Source organism: Bradyrhizobium sp. CER78 (assembly GCF_029846235.1).
GTDB lineage: Bacteria > Pseudomonadota > Alphaproteobacteria > Rhizobiales > Xanthobacteraceae > Bradyrhizobium.
This window is the reverse complement of sequence record NZ_JARVWP010000006.1, coordinates 410,468-428,390: the sequence shown is the minus strand read 5'-3', so window position 1 is coordinate 428,390 and position 17,923 is coordinate 410,468. Positions and strand designations below refer to the sequence as shown.

The 17,923-nt window shown below is 66.3% G+C and carries 14 protein-coding genes; 4 read left to right on the top strand and 10 right to left on the bottom strand.

Annotation, left to right across the window (positions count from 1 at the left end):
• Positions 1-73 precede the first annotated feature (73 nt).
• The 3 genes from addB to trxA all read left to right on the top strand — a co-directional run bounded on the left by addB (position 74) and on the right by trxA (position 7,127).
• Positions 74-3,220 carry a double-strand break repair protein AddB gene (gene addB, locus QDT69_RS16160; RefSeq protein WP_279707467.1) on the top strand — a complete coding sequence of 1,049 codons (3,147 nt, stop codon included), beginning with the start codon at positions 74-76 and terminating at the stop codon, positions 3,218-3,220.
• Positions 3,214-6,690 carry a double-strand break repair helicase AddA gene (gene addA, locus QDT69_RS16155; protein ID WP_279707466.1) on the top strand — a complete coding sequence of 1,159 codons (3,477 nt, stop codon included), beginning with the start codon at positions 3,214-3,216 and terminating at the stop codon, positions 6,688-6,690. The genes addB and addA overlap by 7 nt, the downstream gene beginning before the upstream one ends.
• A 116-nt stretch (positions 6,691-6,806) precedes the next feature.
• Positions 6,807-7,127, top strand: coding sequence for a thioredoxin (gene trxA / locus QDT69_RS16150; RefSeq protein ID WP_016847387.1), 321 nt, complete (start codon positions 6,807-6,809; stop codon positions 7,125-7,127).
• A 55-nt stretch (positions 7,128-7,182) separates the two neighbouring features.
• Here trxA and QDT69_RS16145 read toward each other — a convergent pair whose 3' ends face one another.
• The 4 genes from QDT69_RS16145 to trpA form a co-directional block, all read right to left on the bottom strand.
• A complete protein-coding gene (locus QDT69_RS16145) occupies positions 7,183-7,923 on the bottom strand; it encodes a metallophosphoesterase family protein (RefSeq protein WP_279707464.1) in 741 nt (246 codons plus the stop codon).
• A gap of 46 nt (positions 7,924-7,969) precedes the next feature.
• Positions 7,970-9,214 carry a bifunctional folylpolyglutamate synthase/dihydrofolate synthase gene (locus QDT69_RS16140; protein ID WP_279707536.1) on the bottom strand — a complete coding sequence of 415 codons (1,245 nt, stop codon included), beginning with the start codon at positions 9,212-9,214 and terminating at the stop codon, positions 7,970-7,972.
• A 95-nt stretch (positions 9,215-9,309) separates the two neighbouring features.
• Positions 9,310-10,251: an acetyl-CoA carboxylase, carboxyltransferase subunit beta gene (accD, locus tag QDT69_RS16135; RefSeq protein ID WP_050425714.1), complete on the bottom strand. Its 942-nt coding sequence runs from the start codon at positions 10,249-10,251 to the stop codon at positions 9,310-9,312.
• 104 nt (positions 10,252-10,355) lie between these two features.
• The gene (gene trpA, locus QDT69_RS16130; RefSeq protein WP_279707463.1) at positions 10,356-11,192 is read right to left on the bottom strand and encodes a tryptophan synthase subunit alpha; all 837 of its coding nucleotides are present in this window, start codon (positions 11,190-11,192) and stop codon (positions 10,356-10,358) included.
• A gap of 72 nt (positions 11,193-11,264) precedes the next feature.
• Between trpA and QDT69_RS16125 the strand changes: the two genes are divergently transcribed.
• Positions 11,265-11,609, top strand: a complete 345-nt coding sequence (locus tag QDT69_RS16125) for a DUF559 domain-containing protein (protein ID WP_279707462.1) — start codon at positions 11,265-11,267, stop codon at positions 11,607-11,609.
• Positions 11,610-11,688: 79 nt separating this feature from the next.
• Here QDT69_RS16125 and trpB read toward each other — a convergent pair whose 3' ends face one another.
• The 6 genes from trpB to rpsA all read right to left on the bottom strand — a co-directional run bounded on the left by trpB (position 11,689) and on the right by rpsA (position 17,760).
• Positions 11,689-12,906 (bottom strand): tryptophan synthase subunit beta, encoded by a 1,218-nt coding sequence (gene trpB, locus QDT69_RS16120; protein ID WP_095731854.1) that lies wholly within the window; start codon positions 12,904-12,906, stop codon positions 11,689-11,691.
• 121 nt (positions 12,907-13,027) lie between these two features.
• Positions 13,028-13,729 (bottom strand): phosphoribosylanthranilate isomerase, encoded by a 702-nt coding sequence (locus tag QDT69_RS16115; protein WP_279707461.1) that lies wholly within the window; start codon positions 13,727-13,729, stop codon positions 13,028-13,030.
• Between the two features lie 75 nt (positions 13,730-13,804).
• Positions 13,805-14,191 carry a LapA family protein gene (locus QDT69_RS16110; protein ID WP_021082607.1) on the bottom strand — a complete coding sequence of 129 codons (387 nt, stop codon included), beginning with the start codon at positions 14,189-14,191 and terminating at the stop codon, positions 13,805-13,807.
• A gap of 83 nt (positions 14,192-14,274) precedes the next feature.
• On the bottom strand, positions 14,275-14,604 hold the full coding sequence (locus tag QDT69_RS16105; protein WP_279707460.1) for an integration host factor subunit beta: 330 nt from the start codon (positions 14,602-14,604) through the stop codon (positions 14,275-14,277).
• A gap of 174 nt (positions 14,605-14,778) precedes the next feature.
• On the bottom strand, positions 14,779-15,756 hold the full coding sequence (gene sppA, locus QDT69_RS16100; protein WP_050426526.1) for a signal peptide peptidase SppA: 978 nt from the start codon (positions 15,754-15,756) through the stop codon (positions 14,779-14,781).
• A 294-nt stretch (positions 15,757-16,050) separates the two neighbouring features.
• Positions 16,051-17,760: a 30S ribosomal protein S1 gene (gene rpsA / locus QDT69_RS16095; protein WP_018269280.1), complete on the bottom strand. Its 1,710-nt coding sequence runs from the start codon at positions 17,758-17,760 to the stop codon at positions 16,051-16,053.
• Positions 17,761-17,923: the final 163 nt, after the last annotated feature.

Sequence of the window (17,923 nt, the reverse complement as noted above, 5' to 3'; positions counted from 1 at the left end):
TGGCTGACCCGCAGGGGTGGCTAACGACCGCCGCCGCTTCCTATATTGGCGCCTGATTCGAACAAGGCAGCCCATGCGCGTTTTCAGCGTTCCCGTTTCCGCGCCGTTCCTGCGCACCGTGATTGCGGCGCTGGTCGACGGCCGCCTGGTGGCGGGATTCGAGGCGCGCAACGATCCGGCCAAGCTCGCCAACGCCACGCTCTATCTGCCGACCCGCCGCGCCGGACGGCTGGCGCGCGAAATCTTCCTCGACGTGCTCGATTCCGACGCCGCGGTGCTGCCGCGCATCGTCGCGCTCGGCGAGATCGATGAGGACGAACTCGCCTTCGCCGACCAGGGCGACGATGTCGGCGGCGCTGCGCTGCTGGAGATCCCGCCCCGGCTCGGCGAGCTCGAGCGCCGGCTGACCCTGGCGCATCTGGTCGCGGCCTGGGCGAAGACGCCGGTATCCGCGCCGCTGGTGGTCGGCGGCCCGGCCTCGACCTTGCAGCTCGCGGGCGACCTGGCGCGGCTGATGGACGACATGGTGACGCGCGGCGTCGACTGGCGTGCGCTCGACCGCCTGGTGCCGGATCAGCTCGACAAATACTGGCAGCACTCGCTCGACTTCCTGCGCATCGCGCGCGACGCCTGGCCGAACTACCTCAAGGAGATCGGCCGGATCGAGCCGGCCGCGCGGCGCGATCTCCTGATCGAGGCGGAGGCGGCACGGCTGACCGCGCATCCCACGGGCCCGGTGATTGCCGCCGGTTCGACCGGCTCGATGCCGGCGACGGCGAAGTTCCTGCACGCGGTGGCGAAGCTTCCGAATGGCGCCGTGGTGCTGCCCGGGCTCGACACCGATCTCGACGAGGACAGCTGGGACACGATCGGCGGCGAGCGCGGTGACGATGGCAGGTTCACAACGCCGCCGTCGTCGAACCATCCGCAATTCGCGATGCACGCGCTGCTCGACCGCTTCGGCATCAAGCGCCGCGATGTCGAGAGCCTCGCGGAGCCCGCGCCGCTCGGCCGCGAGGTGCTGGTGTCGGAAACGATGCGTCCCTCGACCGCGACCGCGCAATGGCATGACCGGCTGGAGCGGCCGGAGATCGCGGCGCGGATTTCCGCAGGGATGACCAATCTCACGGTGGTCGAGGCGCCGAATCCGGAAATGGAGGCACTGGCGATCGCGGTCGCGATGCGCGAGGCACGGCATCTCGGCAAATCGGCCGCACTGGTGACGCCGGATCGCGCGCTGGCCCGCCGGGTGATGGCCTCGCTCACGCGCTGGAAGCTGGAGTTCGATGATTCCGGCGGCGATGCGCTGATCGAGACGCCGGCCGGCGTGTTCGCCCGCCTCGCCGCGGAGGCCGCAGCCAACGGGCTTGAGCCGCCGACATTGCTCGCGCTGCTCAAGCATCCGCTGTTGCGGCTCGGCTACGCGCATGGCGCGCTGACGCACGCGATCGAGGTGCTGGAGATCGCGCTGCTGCGGGGCACGCGGCCGCAAGCGGGAACCGGCGGCCTCGCGCGCGACTTTGCGCGTTTCCGCGCCGAGCTGGTCAAGCTGCATGGCGGCGAGACCTCGTCGCTGCACGCCATGGAGTCGCGCGCCCGGCTGCGCGACAATGAGCTCAACCAGGCCCAGGACCTGATCACCAGATTGCAGGCGGCGCTGGCGCCGCTCGAAGGCATGGCGTCGTCCAAGCCGTATGATTTCGCCGAGCTCGCGGCGCGCCACCGCGAGGCGCTGATCGCACTGTCGGCCGATCAGAACGGCGTCGCCCTCGTGTTCGAGGAGCGCGCCGGTGCGTCGCTGGCCTCCGCCTTCGACGAGCTGCTCGCCAGGCAGCAGCCGAGCGGGCTGATGACGCCGCTCGCGGATTATCCCGAGGTGTTCCAGACCGCTTTCGCCGACCGCATGGTGCGGCGGCCGGAATCGGCGCGCGCGCAGCTCAACATCTTCGGTCAGCTCGAGGCGCGTCTGACGGAATCCGATCGCGTCATCCTCGGCGGCCTGGTCGAGGGCGTCTGGCCGCCGGCGCCGCGGATCGATCCCTGGCTGAGCCGGCCGATGCGGCACGAGCTCGGGCTCGATCTGCCCGAACGGCGCATCGGCCTGTCCGCGCACGACTTCGCGCAGCTGCTCGGCCATGACGAGGTGATCCTCACCCATGCGGCGAAGGTCGGCGGCGCGCCGGCGGTCGCCTCGCGCTTCCTGCACCGGCTCGAAGCGGTTGCCGGCGAAGCGCGCTGGAAGGCGGCAACGTCGGCCGGCGAGATCTACGTGCAATATGCCGCCGAGCTCGACCGGCCCGACAAGGTCGAGCCGATCCCGCAGCCGGAGCCGCGGCCCCCGCGCGAGGCGCGGCCGCTGAAGATGTCGGTCACCGCAATCGAGGACTGGCTGCGCGATCCCTACACGATCTATGCGCGCTACATCCTGAGGCTCGATCCGCTCGATCCCGTCGACATGCCCCTGTCGGCGGCGGACCGCGGCTCCGCAATCCACGAATCGCTCGGCGAGTTCACACAAACTTACGCCGACGCGCTGCCTGACGACATCAGGGGCGCGCTGCGCGACATCGGCGCCAAACATTTTGCGCCGTTGATGGAGCGGCCCGAGGCACGCGCGCTGTGGTGGCCGCGCTTCCAGCGCATCGCGGCGTGGTTCGCGGAATGGGAGCAGGCCCGGCGCGTCAGCATCGACGCCATCAACGCCGAGATCCGCGGCGAGATCGGCATTCCGCTCGACGACGCCAGGACCTTCACCCTCTCCGCGCGCGCCGATCGCATCGAGCGGCGCGACGACGGCAGCTTTGCGATCCTCGATTACAAGACCGGCCAGCCGCCGACCGGCAAGCAGGTGCGCATGGGCCTGTCGCCGCAGCTGACGCTGGAGGCCGCGATCCTGCGCGAGGGCGGCTTTGCCGACATTCCGGCCGACTCTTCGGTCGGTGATCTCGTCTATGTCAGGCTGAGCGGCAACAACCCGCCAGGCGAGCAGCGTTCGCTGGAGCTGAAGATCAAGACCAACGACACACCGCAGCCGCCCGATGAAGCCGCCGACGCCGCCCGGCGAAAGCTCGAGGCCCTGATCCGCGCCTTCGACGACGAGAGCCAGGCCTATACCTCGCTAAATCTCTCGATGTGGGCGAACCGCTACGGGGCCTATGACGACCTCGCGCGCATCAAGGAATGGTCCGCCGCCGGCGGCCTGGGGATCGAGGAATGGTGAACGCTCCGCGTCCGATCCCGCCGGCGGTGCGCGATGCGCAGGCCCGCGCGTCCGACCCGAAGGTGTCGACCTTCGTGTCGGCCAATGCCGGCTCGGGCAAGACCCATGTGCTGGTGCAACGCGTGATCCGCCTGCTGCTATCGGGCGTGCCGCCGGAAAAGATCCTCTGCATCACCTTCACCAAGGCCGCCGCGGCGAACATGGCCGAACGCGTGTTCACGACGCTCGGCCATTGGGTGACGCTGGACGACGCCGGGCTCGATGCCGCGATCCGCGAGGCCGGCATCGCGCATCCATCTGCCACGCTACGGCGCGAGGCACGAAAACTGTTTGCTTGCGCGCTGGAGACACCGGGCGGACTGAAGGTGCAGACCATCCACGCGCTGTGCACCCGCCTGCTGCAGCAGTTCCCGTTCGAGGCCAATGTGCCGGCGCGCTTTGCCGTGCTCGACGACCGCGACCAGAACGAGATGATGGAGCGTGCCAACCTCGCGGTGTTCCTCGAAGCGTCGCGGATTCCCGACAGTCCGGTCGGCCGCGCGCTGCGCACGGCGATGGCGAATGCTGCCGACGTCACTTTCAAGGAGGTGGTCCGCGAGGCATGCCTCAGCCGCGACCATTTCATGGCCTGGACCGACGCCGCCGGCAACGCCGCGGCCGCCGCCGCGCAGATGTCGGCCGCGCTCGGCGTTTCTGCCGACGATCGCATAGAGGATGTCGAGCGCGAGATCGTCGATGGGCCGAACCTGCCGCGGTCGAGCTGGCGGGAGATGGCGACGCTGCTCGACACCAGCAGCAAGGCGGATCAGAAGCAGGCCGAACGGCTGCGGGCTGCGCTGACCTTTACCGGCGCAGCGCAAGTCGACGAATATCTCGGCGTGTTCCTGACCGATGACCGCGCGCCGCGCGCGTCCGTCATCACCAACAATTTCATCAAAAAGAATTCGGTCGCGGGCAACAGGTTCGAGGCCGAGATCGACCGGCTCGGTCCGCTGATCGAGCGGCGACGTGCCGTGGTCGCGCGCGACCGCACCGAGGCGCTGATCCACATCGCGACCGCGGCGGCCGCACACTACCGGCGCGAGAAGCTGGAACGCGGCCTGCTCGACTATGATGATCTGATCGACAAGACGCTGGATATGCTCGACCGCGTCTCCTCCGGCTGGGTGCATTACAAGCTCGACCGCGGCGTCGATCACGTGCTGATCGACGAGGCGCAGGACACCAGCCCGCGGCAATGGGACATTGTCGCGCATATCATCTCGGAATTCACCTCCGGCGCCGGCGCGCGCGACGGGCTGGTGCGCACGGTGTTCGCGGTCGGCGACGAGAAGCAGTCGATCTTCTCGTTCCAGGGCGCGGCACCGCGCGAGTTCGATCTACGCCGGCGCGAGCTGAAGCGGCGGTTCGAGGAAGCCGGGCTGAAATTCGATCCGGTGTCGTTCACCTATTCGTTCCGCTCGGGACCGGTGATCCTGCACTCGGTCGACCACGTGTTCCGCGAGCAGGAGATCTTCCGCAGCATCCACGCGGTCGAGAACGGCTACCCGATCCACAACGCGATGGCCGATGCCGGCCCCAGCCTGATCGAGCTGTGGGATCTCGCCGTCGCCGACGACCGCCAGGACATCGAAGGCTGGCGTGCGCCGTTCGACGGCGTCGCGATGACGAGCCCCGAAGTGAAGCTGGCGCGACGCATCCAGGCCGAAATCAAGCGCCTGGTCAGCAGCGGCACCATGACCGGCAGCGCCGGCGGGCGGCGGCCGCTGCGTTACGGAGATATGTTGATCCTGGTGCGGCGGCGCGGCAACGCCTTCGACGCTGTCATCCAGGCGCTGAAGCACGCAGGCATTCCGGTCGCCGGCGCCGACCGGCTGAAGCTGACCGAGCACATCGCGATCATCGACCTGATGAACCTCGCCGACGCGCTGCTGCTGCCTCAGGACGATCTGGCGCTCGCGGTGGCGCTGAAGAGTCCGCTGTTCGGCCTCGACGACGACGATCTGTTCAAGCTGGCGTATCAGCGCCGCGGTTCGCTGCGCGAGGCATTGACCGCGCAGGCGCCGACTGATGAGCGCTTTTCGGCCGCGCTGCGGCGCTTGGAAGAGTGCGAGCGCCGCTTCACCCAGGAGACGCCGTTCGCGTTCTACGCCTGGCTGCTCGGCGGCGATGGCGGACGCGCGCGCATGCTGCGCCGGCTCGGCCATGAGGCCAATGATGCGCTCGACGAATTCCTCGAGCTCGCGCTGAGCTATGAGCGCAAGGCGCCGGCCTCGCTGCAGGGCTTCGTCGCCTGGCTGCGCGCCGCCGACACCGAGGTGAAGCGCGACATGGAAATCTCGCGCGACGAAGTGCGCGTGATGACCGTGCACGGCGCCAAGGGCCTCGAGGCATCGGTGGTGTTCCTGGTCGACACCACGACCTCGCCATCGGACACCCAGCGGCTGAGGCTGATCCACCTGCCGCAGGGCAACGCCGCGCCGAACGCGCCCGGCGTCGTGGTGTGGGCCGGCAAGAAGGCCGAGGATCCGCCCAATGTCGCCGACGCGCGCAAGGCGATGCTCGGCGACACCGAGGACGAATATCGCCGCCTGCTCTATGTCGCGATGACCCGTGCCGCCGACCGGCTGATCGTCGGCGGTTGCATGCCCGGCAACATGAACACGGTGCGGAAATCCTCCTGGTACGATCTGATCACCAAGGGGCTCGCCAATTCCGGGCTCAAGCTCGAGGAAATCGAGACGCAGGCCGGCAAGGTGATGCGCTATTCGCGGCCCGACGACACGGCCGATCTCACCGGTGCCGCGGCATCAGCGGCCGCGGCACCGGTCGCGCTGCCGTCCTGGCTGCGGACGGCGGCCGCACCTGAAGCCGCCGCCGCGGGCGTGTTGCGTCCGTCCGATCCGGCCGATGACGACCGCCACCCGATACGATCAGGCGAATCGGTGCAGCTGCGCGCCCGCGCCCGGCAACGCGGCACGCTGGTGCATCGCCTGCTGCAATCGCTGCCGGACGTCGCGCTGGAGCGGCGGCTCGGCGCGGCGCTCGGCTATCTCAGCCGCAACGCCGATGGCTGGAGCGAGGAAGAGCGCGCGGCGCTGGCTCGGCAAGTGGTCGCCCTGACCGTCGATCTGCGCTTCGCACCGGTGTTTGCCCCCGGCAGCCGTGCCGAGGTGTCGATCGTGGGCCGGCTGGAGCGGCCGGGCCAGCCGAAGACGCTGGTCTCCGGCCAGATCGACCGGCTGGTGGTGACGCCGAACGAGGTCCTGATCGTCGATTTCAAGACCAACCACGCCCCGCCAAAGACCGCCGCCGAGGCCCCCAGGGGCTATATCCGGCAGCTCGCGCTGTACCGCGCGGTGCTGGCAAAACTTTATCCCCAAAGGATCATCCACGCCGCCCTGCTCTGGACCGAAACCGCTGAAATGATGGAGATTTCCGCCTCCGCGCTGGACGCCGGGCTGGCATAAGTTCATGTCGGCGTGAGCAAGCTTGACCCGGCAAGGGGGCGTTCATACGTTTGCCCCATGCTCCCGGGCGCGATTCTCCACCGCGCCCTTTTGTCTCAACCGAACGAGGTACTCACATGGCCGTTGGCAAGGTTTCTGACGCCGATTTCGAAGCCGAAGTGCTCAAGGCGACCGGGCCGGTGGTCGTCGACTTCTGGGCCGAATGGTGCGGCCCCTGCCGCATGATCGCGCCCGCTCTCGATGAGATTTCCGGTGCGATGGGCGACAAGGTCAAGATCGTGAAGCTCAATGTCGACGAGAGCCCGAAGACCGCGTCGAAGTATGGCGTGATGTCGATCCCGACCCTGATGATCTTCAAGGGCGGCGAGATGGCGTCCCGTCAGGTCGGCGCCGCGCCGAAGGCCAAGCTGCAGCAGTGGATCACCGCTGCGGTCTGATCAGATTCGAATTAGCTGATTTGCGAATCGGCCGGCGAAAGCCGGCCGTTTTGCTTTACCTGATCCATCCCGTCGCCAGCGCTAAGGCGAGTTCGGCCTCGCCATTGTGCCGCGCCAGCGCCGCCATCGCCGCGTGATCGTAGGGGATGTGACGGAAGGTGACGTCCCAGTCGCCACCAGCCTGTTCGAGGATGGCGTAGCGTGCATCGGGCGATCCGGCCTCGACGACATGGGGATGTGGCTTGCCGGCGCGATAGCCGGGTGAGCCGACGCTGCCTGGATTGACGATCAGCCTTCCGTCGCGAAGCCTTACGGCTCGCGCGGTGTGCGTGTGCGCGCACAGGATCAGCGATTGCGTCACGCCGGTCGCCCTCGCCTCGATCGTTTCCAGCGCGGACATCAAGACTTCGCCGCCCGGCAGCACAGTGTCGAGCCAATAGGTCTCGTCATCCTGCGGCGTCGCGTGGCAGAGGAAGACCTCGTTGCGATAGACCGCATTCGCCGGCAACGTGCGCAGCCAGTCGAGATGCCGCGGCTCGAGCTGCGTGTAGGTCCGCCGCTCCCAGGAGCCCATTTTCTCGTGCGGGCGATCGATCAGATAGCGGTCGTGATTGCCGAGCAGATGGACCGCATCGAGCTTCATCAGCATATCGACGGTCGGCTGCGCATCGAGCGGTCCGCTCACCATGTCGCCGAGATCGACGATGTCGGAAATGCCCTGCGCGCGGATGTCCGACAGCACGGCCTCAAGCGCGAGATGGTTGCCGTGGATGTCGGCGATCGCAGCAAATCGCATGATGTGTTGTCCTCCTCATGCGCACCGCATCCGGACGCGAGGCCTGTTATGCAGGAGGCGTGCCGTTGGCTGCAAGCACCGGGCCGGCCAGATACAGCGAGCCCGTGATCAGGATGCGCGGCGGCACCTCGTAGGCCAGCGTCGCAAGCCGTTGCAACGCGGTGTCGACGCCGGTCGCGATCTCGACCCGCATGCCGAGCGCACGCGCGGCATCGGCGAGTTTGTCCGGCGCCATGCCGTTGTCGCGGCCGGGCACCGGCACCGCGATGATGTGGCGCGTCAAACCGGCGAAATTGGCGAGGAAGGCATTGGCATCCTTGTTGGCCATCATGCCTGCGATCACGACCAGCGGCCGCGACACCCGCTCTTCGAGGTCGCCGAGCGCGGCGGCCGCAACCCGGCCGCCCTCGGCATTGTGGCCGCCATCGAGCCAGACCTCGGAGCCCTGCGGCCCCTGGCAGACGAGCGTGCCGGAGACCAGCCGCTGCATCCGCGCCGGCCATTCCGCATTGACGACGCCGGCCTCGTAGGCGGCGATATTGAGCTTGAACGTGTCGATCGCGCGCAGGGTCGCGATCGCGAGGCCCGCATTGTCGAACTGATGCCTGCCGAACAGTTTTGGCGCGGCGAGATCCAGCAGACCGCGCTCGTCCTGATAGACCAACCGGCCGCGTTCGACGCCGACATGCCATTGCTGGCCGGCCGCATGCAGCGGCGCGCGCTGGCGGTTCGCTTCGGCCTCGATCACGGCCATCGCATCCGGCGCCTGCTCGGCGCACACCACCGGCACCTTGCGCTTGATGATCGCGGCCTTCTCGCCGGCGATCGCCGTCAGATTGTCGCCGAGGAATTCCATATGGTCCATGCTGACCGGCGTGATCACCGAGGCCAGCGGCGTCTCGACCACATTGGTGGAATCGAGCCGGCCGCCGAGCCCGACCTCGAGCAGCGCGACGTCGGCCGGATGCTTCGCGAACAGGCAGAACGCCACCGCCGTTTCCATCTCGAAGATGGTGATGGGATTGCCGGCATTGACGCGCTCACAATCTTCGAAGGTCGCGCGCAGCTCATCGTCGCCGACCAGCTTGCCGCCGCCGACCGCACCCAGCCGGTAGCATTCGTTGAGCCGGACCAGATAGGGCGAGGTGAAGACGTGCACGCGCAGGCCTGCGGCTTCGAGGATCGCGCGCAGATAGGCGACGGTCGAGCCCTTGCCGTTGGTGCCGGCGACATGGATCACCGGTGGCAGCTTGCGCTCGGGATGATCCAGCCGCTCCATCAGACCGCGCATGCGATCGAGGCTGAGATCGATGCGCTTCGGATGCAGCGCCGATATCCGCGCGATCAACGCCTCGAACGAGGCCTGCGATGGGGCGGCGCTTGCGGTCACGCGTGCGGCGCGGCCGGCACCGTCTCCGGGGCCGTGACGATCTGGGCCGGCTCGGTGACGGGCGTTGCGGGCTTCGATGCGGTTTCGAGCGCCGGCGACTTGGTGAACAGGCGGCACAGCCGGGCCAGCGTCGCCTTCATGTCGTGGCGGTGCACGACCATGTCGACCATGCCGTGCTCGCGGAGATATTCGGCACGCTGGAAACCTTCCGGCAGCTTCTCGCGGATGGTCTGCTCGATCACGCGCGCGCCGGCAAAACCGATCAACGCACCGGGCTCGGCGATCTGGACGTCGCCAAGCATCGCATAGGAGGCGGTGACGCCGCCGGTGGTCGGATTGGTCAGCACGACGATATAGGGCTGCCGCGCCTCGCGCAGCATCTGCACGCCGACCGTGGTGCGCGGCATCTGCATCAGCGACAGGATGCCTTCCTGCATCCGCGCGCCGCCGGATGCGGCGAACACGATGAAGGGCGACTTCTTCTCGACCGCGAGCTCGAGCCCGCGCACCATCGCTTCACCGGCGGCCATGCCGAGCGAGCCGCCCATGAAATCGAAATCCTGCACCGCGACCACGACGCCGGCGCCCTCGAGCTTGCCATAGCCGACCTTGACCGCGTCGTTCAGCCCGGTCTTGGTGCGCGCGTCCTTGATGCGGTCGACATATTTGCGCTCGTCGCGGAACTTGAGCGGATCGGGCGTCACCTCGGGCAACGCGACATCGAACCAGGTCTCGTTGTCGAAGATCGACTTCAGGCGCGCCACCGCGCCCATGCGCATGTGGTAGTTCGAGCCGGGGATCACGAACTGGTTGGCCTCGACGTCCTTGTAGAACACGAGCTGTCCGGAATCCGGGCATTTGATCCAGAGATTCTCCGGCGTCTCGCGCCGCAGGATGTTGCGGATCTTCGGCCGGACGACGTTGGTGAGCCAGTTCATGGTTCGCTCCGAAATGCGGGTCGGTCCCGCACCAGCTGGATATATGGCGGGCCGGGCGAACCCGGCAAGCCGCCGTCTGCGGCCTTGTTGCCGCAAAATGTGGCTTATTCAGCGGCCTGTTTGGCGCCCCGGACCCCCTGCGCCAGCGCCGACACCAGGTCCGCCACCGCGCTCACGGTCTTCGGCGTGGCGCGGCCCTCGGCATCGAGGTTGGCGCGCACCACGTCGACGATCGCGGTGCCGACCACCGCGCCGTTGGCGTTTTCGGCGATCGCGCGCGCGGTCTCCGGGGTGCGGATGCCGAAGCCGACGCAGACCGGCAGCTTGGTGTGCCGCTTGATGCGGGCGACCGCTTCCGCAACCGCGTTCGAATCGGCCGTCGCAGCGCCGGTGATGCCGGTGATCGAGACGTAGTAGACAAAGCCCGAGGTATTCGCGAGCACCGCCGGCAGGCGCTTGTCGTCGGTGGTCGGCGTCGCCAGGCGGATGAAGTTCAGCCCGGCTTTCATCGCGGGGATGCAGAGCTCGGTGTCTTCCTCCGGCGGCAGGTCGACGATGATCAGGCCATCGACGCCGGCGGTCTTGGCATCGGCCAGGAAGCTGTCGACGCCGTAGATGTAGATCGGATTGTAATAGCCCATCAGCACGATCGGCGTGGCGTTGTCCTCCTTGCGGAAGTCGCGGACCATCGCCAGCGTCTTGCGCAAGGTCATGCCGCCCTTCAGCGCACGGAGCCCCGCGGCCTGAATCGACGGACCGTCGGCCATCGGATCGGTGAACGGCATGCCGATCTCGATGACGTCGGCACCGGCCTTCGGCAGCGCCATGAGGATGTCGAGCGAGGTCTTGGCATCGGGGTCACCGGCCATCACGAAGGTGACGAAAGCGGAGCGGCCCTGCTGCTTCAGCTCGGCGAAACGTGCGTCGATACGGGTAGTCATGGCTGGACAGTCGCTGTGCTATACCTCTCCCCTCCGGGGAGAGGTCGGCTGCGTAGCAGCCGGGTGAGGGGGATGGAGCGGTTCAAAGCAAGAGCGCGAAGCCTCCGCGCGTCACAGACAAACGCCGAGGCAAAGCTTTGGCAGGCGCTGCGCAATCGGAGGCTAGCGCGATGGAAATTCCGTCGCCAGCACCCGATTGACCGATACGTCGTCGATTTCGTCACGCTCGACGGCAAACTGATCGTCGAAGTCGACGGCGCAACACATTCGACGTCATCAGAACTGATACGCGACGAGGCCAGGACCAAAGTCCTCGAAGCTTGCGGCTTTCTCGTTGTGCGGGTTACCAACACCGATGTGTATGAGAATCTCGAGGGTGTGCTCGAGATGATCGAAACATCGCTGCGGTTCGAATGAGTGGAGAGACCCCTCACCCGGCTGCTGCGCAGCCGACCTCTCCCCGACGGGGAGAGGTAAGGAAGGAGTGCCCAGCCCGTCACTTCTGCCTCGCCTTCAAGATGTCGCCGACCTGCGGCACGTCCTTGTCGCCACGGCCCGAGAGATTGACCACCATCAGGTGATCCTTCGGCCGCTGCGGCGCGAGTTCGGACAATTTCGCGATCGCATGCGCGGATTCCAGCGCGGGGATGATGCCTTCGAGCCGCGACAGCAGCTGGAATGCGGCCAACGCCTCCTCGTCGGTCGCCGAGAGATATTTGACGCGGCCGGTCTCGTGCAGCCAGGCGTGCTCCGGGCCGATGCCGGGATAGTCGAGGCCGGCCGAGATCGAATGCGCTTCCTCGATCTGGCCGTCGGCATCCATCAACAGATAGGTGCGGTTGCCGTGCAGCACGCCGGGCCGGCCGCCGGCAAGCGAGGCGGCATGCAGCTGCGTCAGCCCGTGACCGGCCGCCTCGACGCCGAAGATCTCGACCGAGGGATCGTCGAGGAACGGATGGAACAGGCCCATCGCATTGGAGCCGCCGCCGATGCAGGCGATCAGCGAGTCCGGCAGGCGGCCCTCGGCCTCCTGCATCTGCTTGCGGGTCTCATGGCCGATGATCGACTGGAAATCGCGCACCATCATCGGATAGGGGTGCGGGCCGGCCACCGTGCCGATGCAATAGAAGGTGTTGTGCACGTTGGTGACCCAATCGCGCAGCGCATCGTTCATCGCATCCTTCAGCGTGCGCGCGCCTGATTGCACCGGGACTACCTTGGCGCCGAGCATCTCCATGCGGATCACGTTCGGTTGCTGCCGCTCGACGTCGACTGCGCCCATATAGACCACGCATTCGAGCCCGAACCGTGCGCACAAGGTCGCCGTCGCCACGCCATGCTGGCCGGCGCCGGTCTCGGCGATGATGCGCTTCTTGCCCATGCGGCGCGCGACCATGATCTGGCCGAGCACGTTGTTGACCTTGTGCGAACCGGTGTGGTTGAGCTCCTCGCGCTTCAGATAGATCTTCGCGCCGCCGAGATGCTCGGTGAGCCGTTCGGCGAAATAGAGCGGTGAGGGCCGGCCGACATAGTCCTTAAGATAGACATTCATCTCGGCCTGGAACGCCGGATCGGCCTTGGCGTCGGCATAGGCCTTTTCCAGATCGAGGATCAGCGGCATCAGCGTTTCCGCGACGAAGCGTCCGCCGAAAATGCCGAAATGCCCGCGCTCGTCGGGGCCGCTGCGGAAGGAATTGGGCAGGTTTTGATTCATCGAACCATCAGTTCTTCTTGCCGGCTTGCGGCGCTGTTTCCACCCCCTCGCCCCGCTCTTGCGGGGAGAGGGTTGGGGTGAGGGGTTTCTCCACTTGCTCGATCATCGCTTGCGGCGCCCCTCACCCGCCCGCGCGGTGCGCGGTCGACCTCTCCCCGTAAACGGGGAGAGGTGAAGTGGAGTCGGTTGCGCGTGCGGCGCGGATGAAGGCGCGGATCAGCTCGGGATCCTTGACGCCGGGCGTGCGCTCGACGCCCGACGAGACGTCGACGCCGCCGGCGCGGGTGACGCGGACGGCCTCAGTGACGTTGTCGGCGTTGAGCCCGCCGGAGACCATGTAGGGCAGCGCGAGATCGAGATTTTCCAGCACGTGCCAATCGAACGGCGCGCCGAGACCGCCCGGCCGCGTCGCATCCTTGGGCGCGCGGGCATCGAACAGGATGCGGTCGGCGACGCCGGCATAGCCCGGCAGCGGCGCGAGATCGGCACTGGTTTCGACCGGCAGCGCCTTCATCAGCGGCAGGCCGAATTTCTGCTTGAGATCACGCAGCCGCGCGGTGGTCTCCTTGCCGTGCAGTTGCAGGATATCCGGCCGCAGCGTCTCGATGATGTTCTCGATCGTCGCGTCATCGGCATCGACGGTCAGCGCAACCTTCGCGGCGCGGCCCTTGGCCTGTTTGCCGAGCTCGCGCGCGGTCTCGAGGCTGATATGGCGCGGCGACGGGGAGAAGAACACAAACCCCACCATGTCGGCGCCGCCATCCAGCGCGACGTCGAGCGTCTCGCGCGTGGACAGGCCGCAGATTTTGACGAGCAGGGGCATGGTCTCGAAACGGGTCTCAAAACAGGTTTTCGGGCGGCCGGAACCGGGGTGAGCCCTGGTCCGACGGGGCGGGTTCTACAACGTCGCGCCCTGCTTGTCTCGCCCATTGGGCCCGTAAAACCCGAGTTGGGCCGCGGCCGGGCGGCGCTGCGCGTCGTCCCGGGACGCCGCGGCCCTGAGGTCGGCCAGCTCGGCGCGAATGTGGCGGGCGTCGGCCTCGTGCTGCCGGGCGGCGCGGCGCCAGCGCCCCTGCTTGAACCAGGTCGCCATGCCGCCCGCGATGACACCCAGGATCGCGGAAGCGATGATGACCACGAACAGCGGCAGTGTGACCGCAACCGTCGGCGTCACAGAATTGAAGGGATCAAACGACACCGTCACCCAGTGACGGTTGGCGACGGCAAAGATGATGAAGATCAGTCCGAGCGGAATGACGACCACTGCCGTGAAGAACTTTCGCATGACCATCTCTCGCAGCGATGGAGAAAGTGCGGGCGCATCGCCCGCAGCACGGCAACGCAGGAGGCGGCGCTCAGGCGTCAGCCTTAAGCATCAGCCTTGGGCGCGTCGATCTTGGAGGCTCCCGTCTCGGCCTCGTCGCGATTGAGACGCTCGCGCATTTCCTTGCCGGTCTTGAAGAACGGCACGCTCTTCTGGTCGACCGGCACATGCTCGCCGGTACGCGGATTGCGGCCGGCACGCGCCGGGCGATGCTTCACCGAGAATGCGCCGAAACCGCGCAGCTCGACGCGGTCGCCACGCGCCAGCGCCGCGACGATTTCATCGAGAATCGCATTCACAATGTTCTCGACGTCCCGCTGGTAGAGGTGCGGGTTGTGCTCGGCGATACGCTGAACAAGTTCGGATTTGATCATCGAAAATGGGATCCGGGCTCTTGCGGAAACCCATTTCCGTGAAAATGCCGTGCACTGTCAAGACGCTAAATCGATTTAGGACGCCGTGAAATCGCGTGACAAATAGCCCAATTGGGGCATGCGGCGATTCCCGCAGAGCGGGAGTCCCTTGATCAGCACACGTTTCGCACCCGACTAGTCGGTTCCTCCCGGCGCCCACAGCGCCAGCATGCCGTCGAGCCCGAACCGATCCACGGCCTGGGCCACGCCGCCCTGCTCGATCCGCCGCGCGATGGCGCCAAGGCCGAACGCATCGAGCGTCATCGACGCTGCGGTGCGCAGGAAGGTCAGGTCGCTGAATCGCGGATTAAGCGTGTAATTGCGCACCGGCAGGTCGCTTTTGACCTTCTTCTCCGCAACCAGCCAGGCAATCGCGGTCTTTTCATCTCCCAGCTGATCGATCAGCTTGAGATCGACCGCCTGCCGGCCGGTGAAGACGCGTCCGTCAGCGACCTTCTCCAGCAAGGCATCGTCCATGCCGCGCCGCTCCTTCACCAATCCACGGAACCAGGCATAGGAATCCTTGACCAGCCCCTCGATCGCGGCCCGGGCCTCGGGGCTGGTCGGCTCCATGCCATTGGGCGCCGCTTTCAGCGGTGAGGATTTGATCTCCTCCATCTTCACGCCGACGGTCTTGAGCAATTCCGAAACGTTGGGAAACTGGAAGAGCACGCCGATCGAACCAACCAGCGAGGTCTGCTGGGCAACGATATGATCGGACGCGATCGCCGTGATGTAGCCGCCAGAGGCCGCCAATCCCTCGACCACGACGACGAGCGGCTTCTTCGCCTTCAACTGCATCAGCGAGTCGTAGAGCTGCTCGGAGCCGGCAGTGGTGCCGCCGGGCGAATTGATATGCACGACAACCGCCGCATAGCTCGACTTGCCGAGCCGCTCCAGCGCCTCGACGCGCTGCTGGTCGCTGCGGATCAATCCGTCGATGTTGATCCGCGCGATCGTGTTCGACGTCGACAGGCTGCCGCGTCCGCCGGCGGCGATCACGCCCACGCCGACGATCGCCGCGATTGCGATGACCGCGGCGGCAACGCGCCAGAACGTCAGCTTGCGCCTGATACGGCGACGGTCGACGATCACGTCCGAATCCAGCGACATCGGTCTCTCCCGAAATGGTCAGCGCGAAAGTCCGCGCGTTTTGCAGTCGCAGCGTCACTATCAGCTTAGCCAAATACATCAATTGCGACGCAATATGAAGAAAACAAGGCCCGCGGCATTTGCAAAGCGGTAGCCCGGATGGAGCGAAGCGTAATCCGGGGACGGCTTCAGCTGCGAACGGAAAGCCCCGGATTTCGCTCCGCTGCATCCGGGCTACCGTCATACGCACTGTCTCAAACAAAAGGGCCCCGGCTTGCGCCGGGGCCCCATGGTTCGCTCAAATCGCGCGAACGCTTACTTGTCGGTGCCGCGGTTCTTCAGCGCGGTGCCGAGGATGTCGCCAAGCGTCGCTCCCGAATCGGAGGAGCCGTACTGCGCGATGGCTTCCTTCTCTTCGGCAACTTCCAGCGCCTTGATCGAGACCTGCACCTTGCGGGCCTTCTTGTCGAACTGGATGACGCGGGCATCGACCTTCTCGCCGACGGCGAAGCGCTCGGCGCGCTGGTCGTTGCGATCACGGGCCAGCTCGGACCGCTTGATGAAGGTGGTGAACTCGGTGCCCGAAATCCGGACCTCGATGCCGCTTTCCTTCACTTCGAGCACTTCGCAGGTCACGACCGCGCCCTTCTTGACGTCGCCCGGCTCGGCGAAGGGGTCGCCTTCGAGCTGCTTGACGCCGAGCGAGATACGCTCCTTCTCGACATCGACATCGAGCACCACGGCCTTGACCATGTCGCCCTTCTTGAAGTTGTCGATGACCTGCTCGCCCGGAAGCTTCCAGTCGAGGTCGGAGAGATGGACCATGCCGTCGACATCGCCCTCGAGACCCAGGAACAGACCGAACTCGGTCTTGTTCTTGACCTCGCCCTCGACCACCGAACCGACCGGGAACTTCTCGACGAAGACTTCCCAGGGATTGCGCATGGTCTGCTTGAGACCGAGCGAGATGCGGCGCTTGACCGAATCCACTTCCAGCACCTGCACTTCGACTTCCTGCGAGGTCGAAACGATCTTGCCGGGGTGCATATTCTTCTTGGTCCACGACATCTCGGAGACGTGGATCAGGCCTTCGATGCCCGGCTCGAGCTCGACGAACGCGCCGTAGTCGGTGATGTTGGTGACGCGGCCGGTGAAGCGGGCACCCAGCGGGTACTTGGCTTCGATGCCCTGCCACGGATCATCCAGCAGCTGCTTCATGCCGAGCGAGATGCGGTGCGTCTCGTGGTTGATCTTGATGATCTTGACCTTCACCGTCTGGCCGATGGTCAGCACCTCGGTCGGGTGGTTGACGCGGCGCCAGGCGATATCGGTCACGTGGAGCAGGCCGTCGATGCCGCCGAGATCAACGAACGCACCGTAATCGGTGATGTTCTTGACCACGCCGTCGATGACCTGACCCTCTTCGAGGTTCTGCACCAGCTCCTGGCGCTGCTCGGCGCGGGTCTCTTCGAGAACCGTGCGGCGCGACACCACGATGTTGCCGCGGCGGCGGTCCATCTTGAGGATCTGGAACGGCTGCGAGTTGTTCATCAGCGGCGCAACGTCGCGGATCGGACGAATGTCGACCTGCGAGCGCGGCAGGAAGGCCACCGCACCGTCGAGGTCGACCGTGAAGCCGCCCTTGACCTGGTTGAAGATGACGCCGTTGACCTTTTCGTTGTTCTGGAACGCCTTCTCGAGCTTGCCCCAGCTTTCCTCGCGGCGCGCCTTGTCGCGCGACAGCACGGCTTCACCGAGCGCATTCTCGATACGGTCGAGGAACACCTCGACTTCGTCGCCGACCTTCAGGTCGCTTTCGCGGCCGGGACCAGCGAATTCGCGCAGCGCGACGCGGCCTTCGGTCTTCAGGCCGACGTCGATGACGGCCATGTCCTTCTCAATTGCAACCACCTTGCCCTTGATGACCGAGCTTTCCTGCAGATTGCCGCCGGCAAAGGACTCATCAAGCATCGCCGCGAAATCGTCGCGGGTGGGAGTATAGGAAGACGCAGAATTCGAAACCATTTGTTCTCCAGATGCGGAATCTCGCCGGCCATTCGGGTTGATGGGCGTACCGCGCGTGAAGTGACAGGGTTCCGCAAACCCTGACGACCGCTCATTGCAGGAGGTGCAACAGCGGGCCGGCAGCAGGACTGCACGTTCGGTACGTTTGAAGTTTCCGGAGCGT

What these genes read in the sequence shown, in the direction of transcription:
- addB (WP_279707467.1), top strand. Translation starts at nt 74, where the DNA reads ATGCGCGTTTTCAGCGTTCCCGTTTCCGCGCCGTTCCTGCGCACCGTG.
- addA (WP_279707466.1), top strand. Translation starts at nt 3,214, where the DNA reads ATGGTGAACGCTCCGCGTCCGATCCCGCCGGCGGTGCGCGATGCGCAG.
- trxA (WP_016847387.1), top strand. Translation starts at nt 6,807, where the DNA reads ATGGCCGTTGGCAAGGTTTCTGACGCCGATTTCGAAGCCGAAGTGCTC.
- QDT69_RS16145 (WP_279707464.1), bottom strand. Translation starts at nt 7,923, where the DNA reads ATGCGATTTGCTGCGATCGCCGACATCCACGGCAACCATCTCGCGCTT.
- QDT69_RS16140 (WP_279707536.1), bottom strand. Translation starts at nt 9,214, where the DNA reads ATGCGCGGTCTGATGGAGCGGCTGGATCATCCCGAGCGCAAGCTGCCA.
- accD (WP_050425714.1), bottom strand. Translation starts at nt 10,251, where the DNA reads ATGAACTGGCTCACCAACGTCGTCCGGCCGAAGATCCGCAACATCCTG.
- trpA (WP_279707463.1), bottom strand. Translation starts at nt 11,192, where the DNA reads ATGACTACCCGTATCGACGCACGTTTCGCCGAGCTGAAGCAGCAGGGC.
- QDT69_RS16125 (WP_279707462.1), top strand. Translation starts at nt 11,265, where the DNA reads ATGGAGCGGTTCAAAGCAAGAGCGCGAAGCCTCCGCGCGTCACAGACA.
- trpB (WP_095731854.1), bottom strand. Translation starts at nt 12,906, where the DNA reads ATGAATCAAAACCTGCCCAATTCCTTCCGCAGCGGCCCCGACGAGCGC.
- QDT69_RS16115 (WP_279707461.1), bottom strand. Translation starts at nt 13,729, where the DNA reads ATGCCCCTGCTCGTCAAAATCTGCGGCCTGTCCACGCGCGAGACGCTC.
- QDT69_RS16110 (WP_021082607.1), bottom strand. Translation starts at nt 14,191, where the DNA reads ATGCGAAAGTTCTTCACGGCAGTGGTCGTCATTCCGCTCGGACTGATC.
- QDT69_RS16105 (WP_279707460.1), bottom strand. Translation starts at nt 14,604, where the DNA reads ATGATCAAATCCGAACTTGTTCAGCGTATCGCCGAGCACAACCCGCAC.
- sppA (WP_050426526.1), bottom strand. Translation starts at nt 15,756, where the DNA reads ATGTCGCTGGATTCGGACGTGATCGTCGACCGTCGCCGTATCAGGCGC.
- rpsA (WP_018269280.1), bottom strand. Translation starts at nt 17,760, where the DNA reads ATGGTTTCGAATTCTGCGTCTTCCTATACTCCCACCCGCGACGATTTC.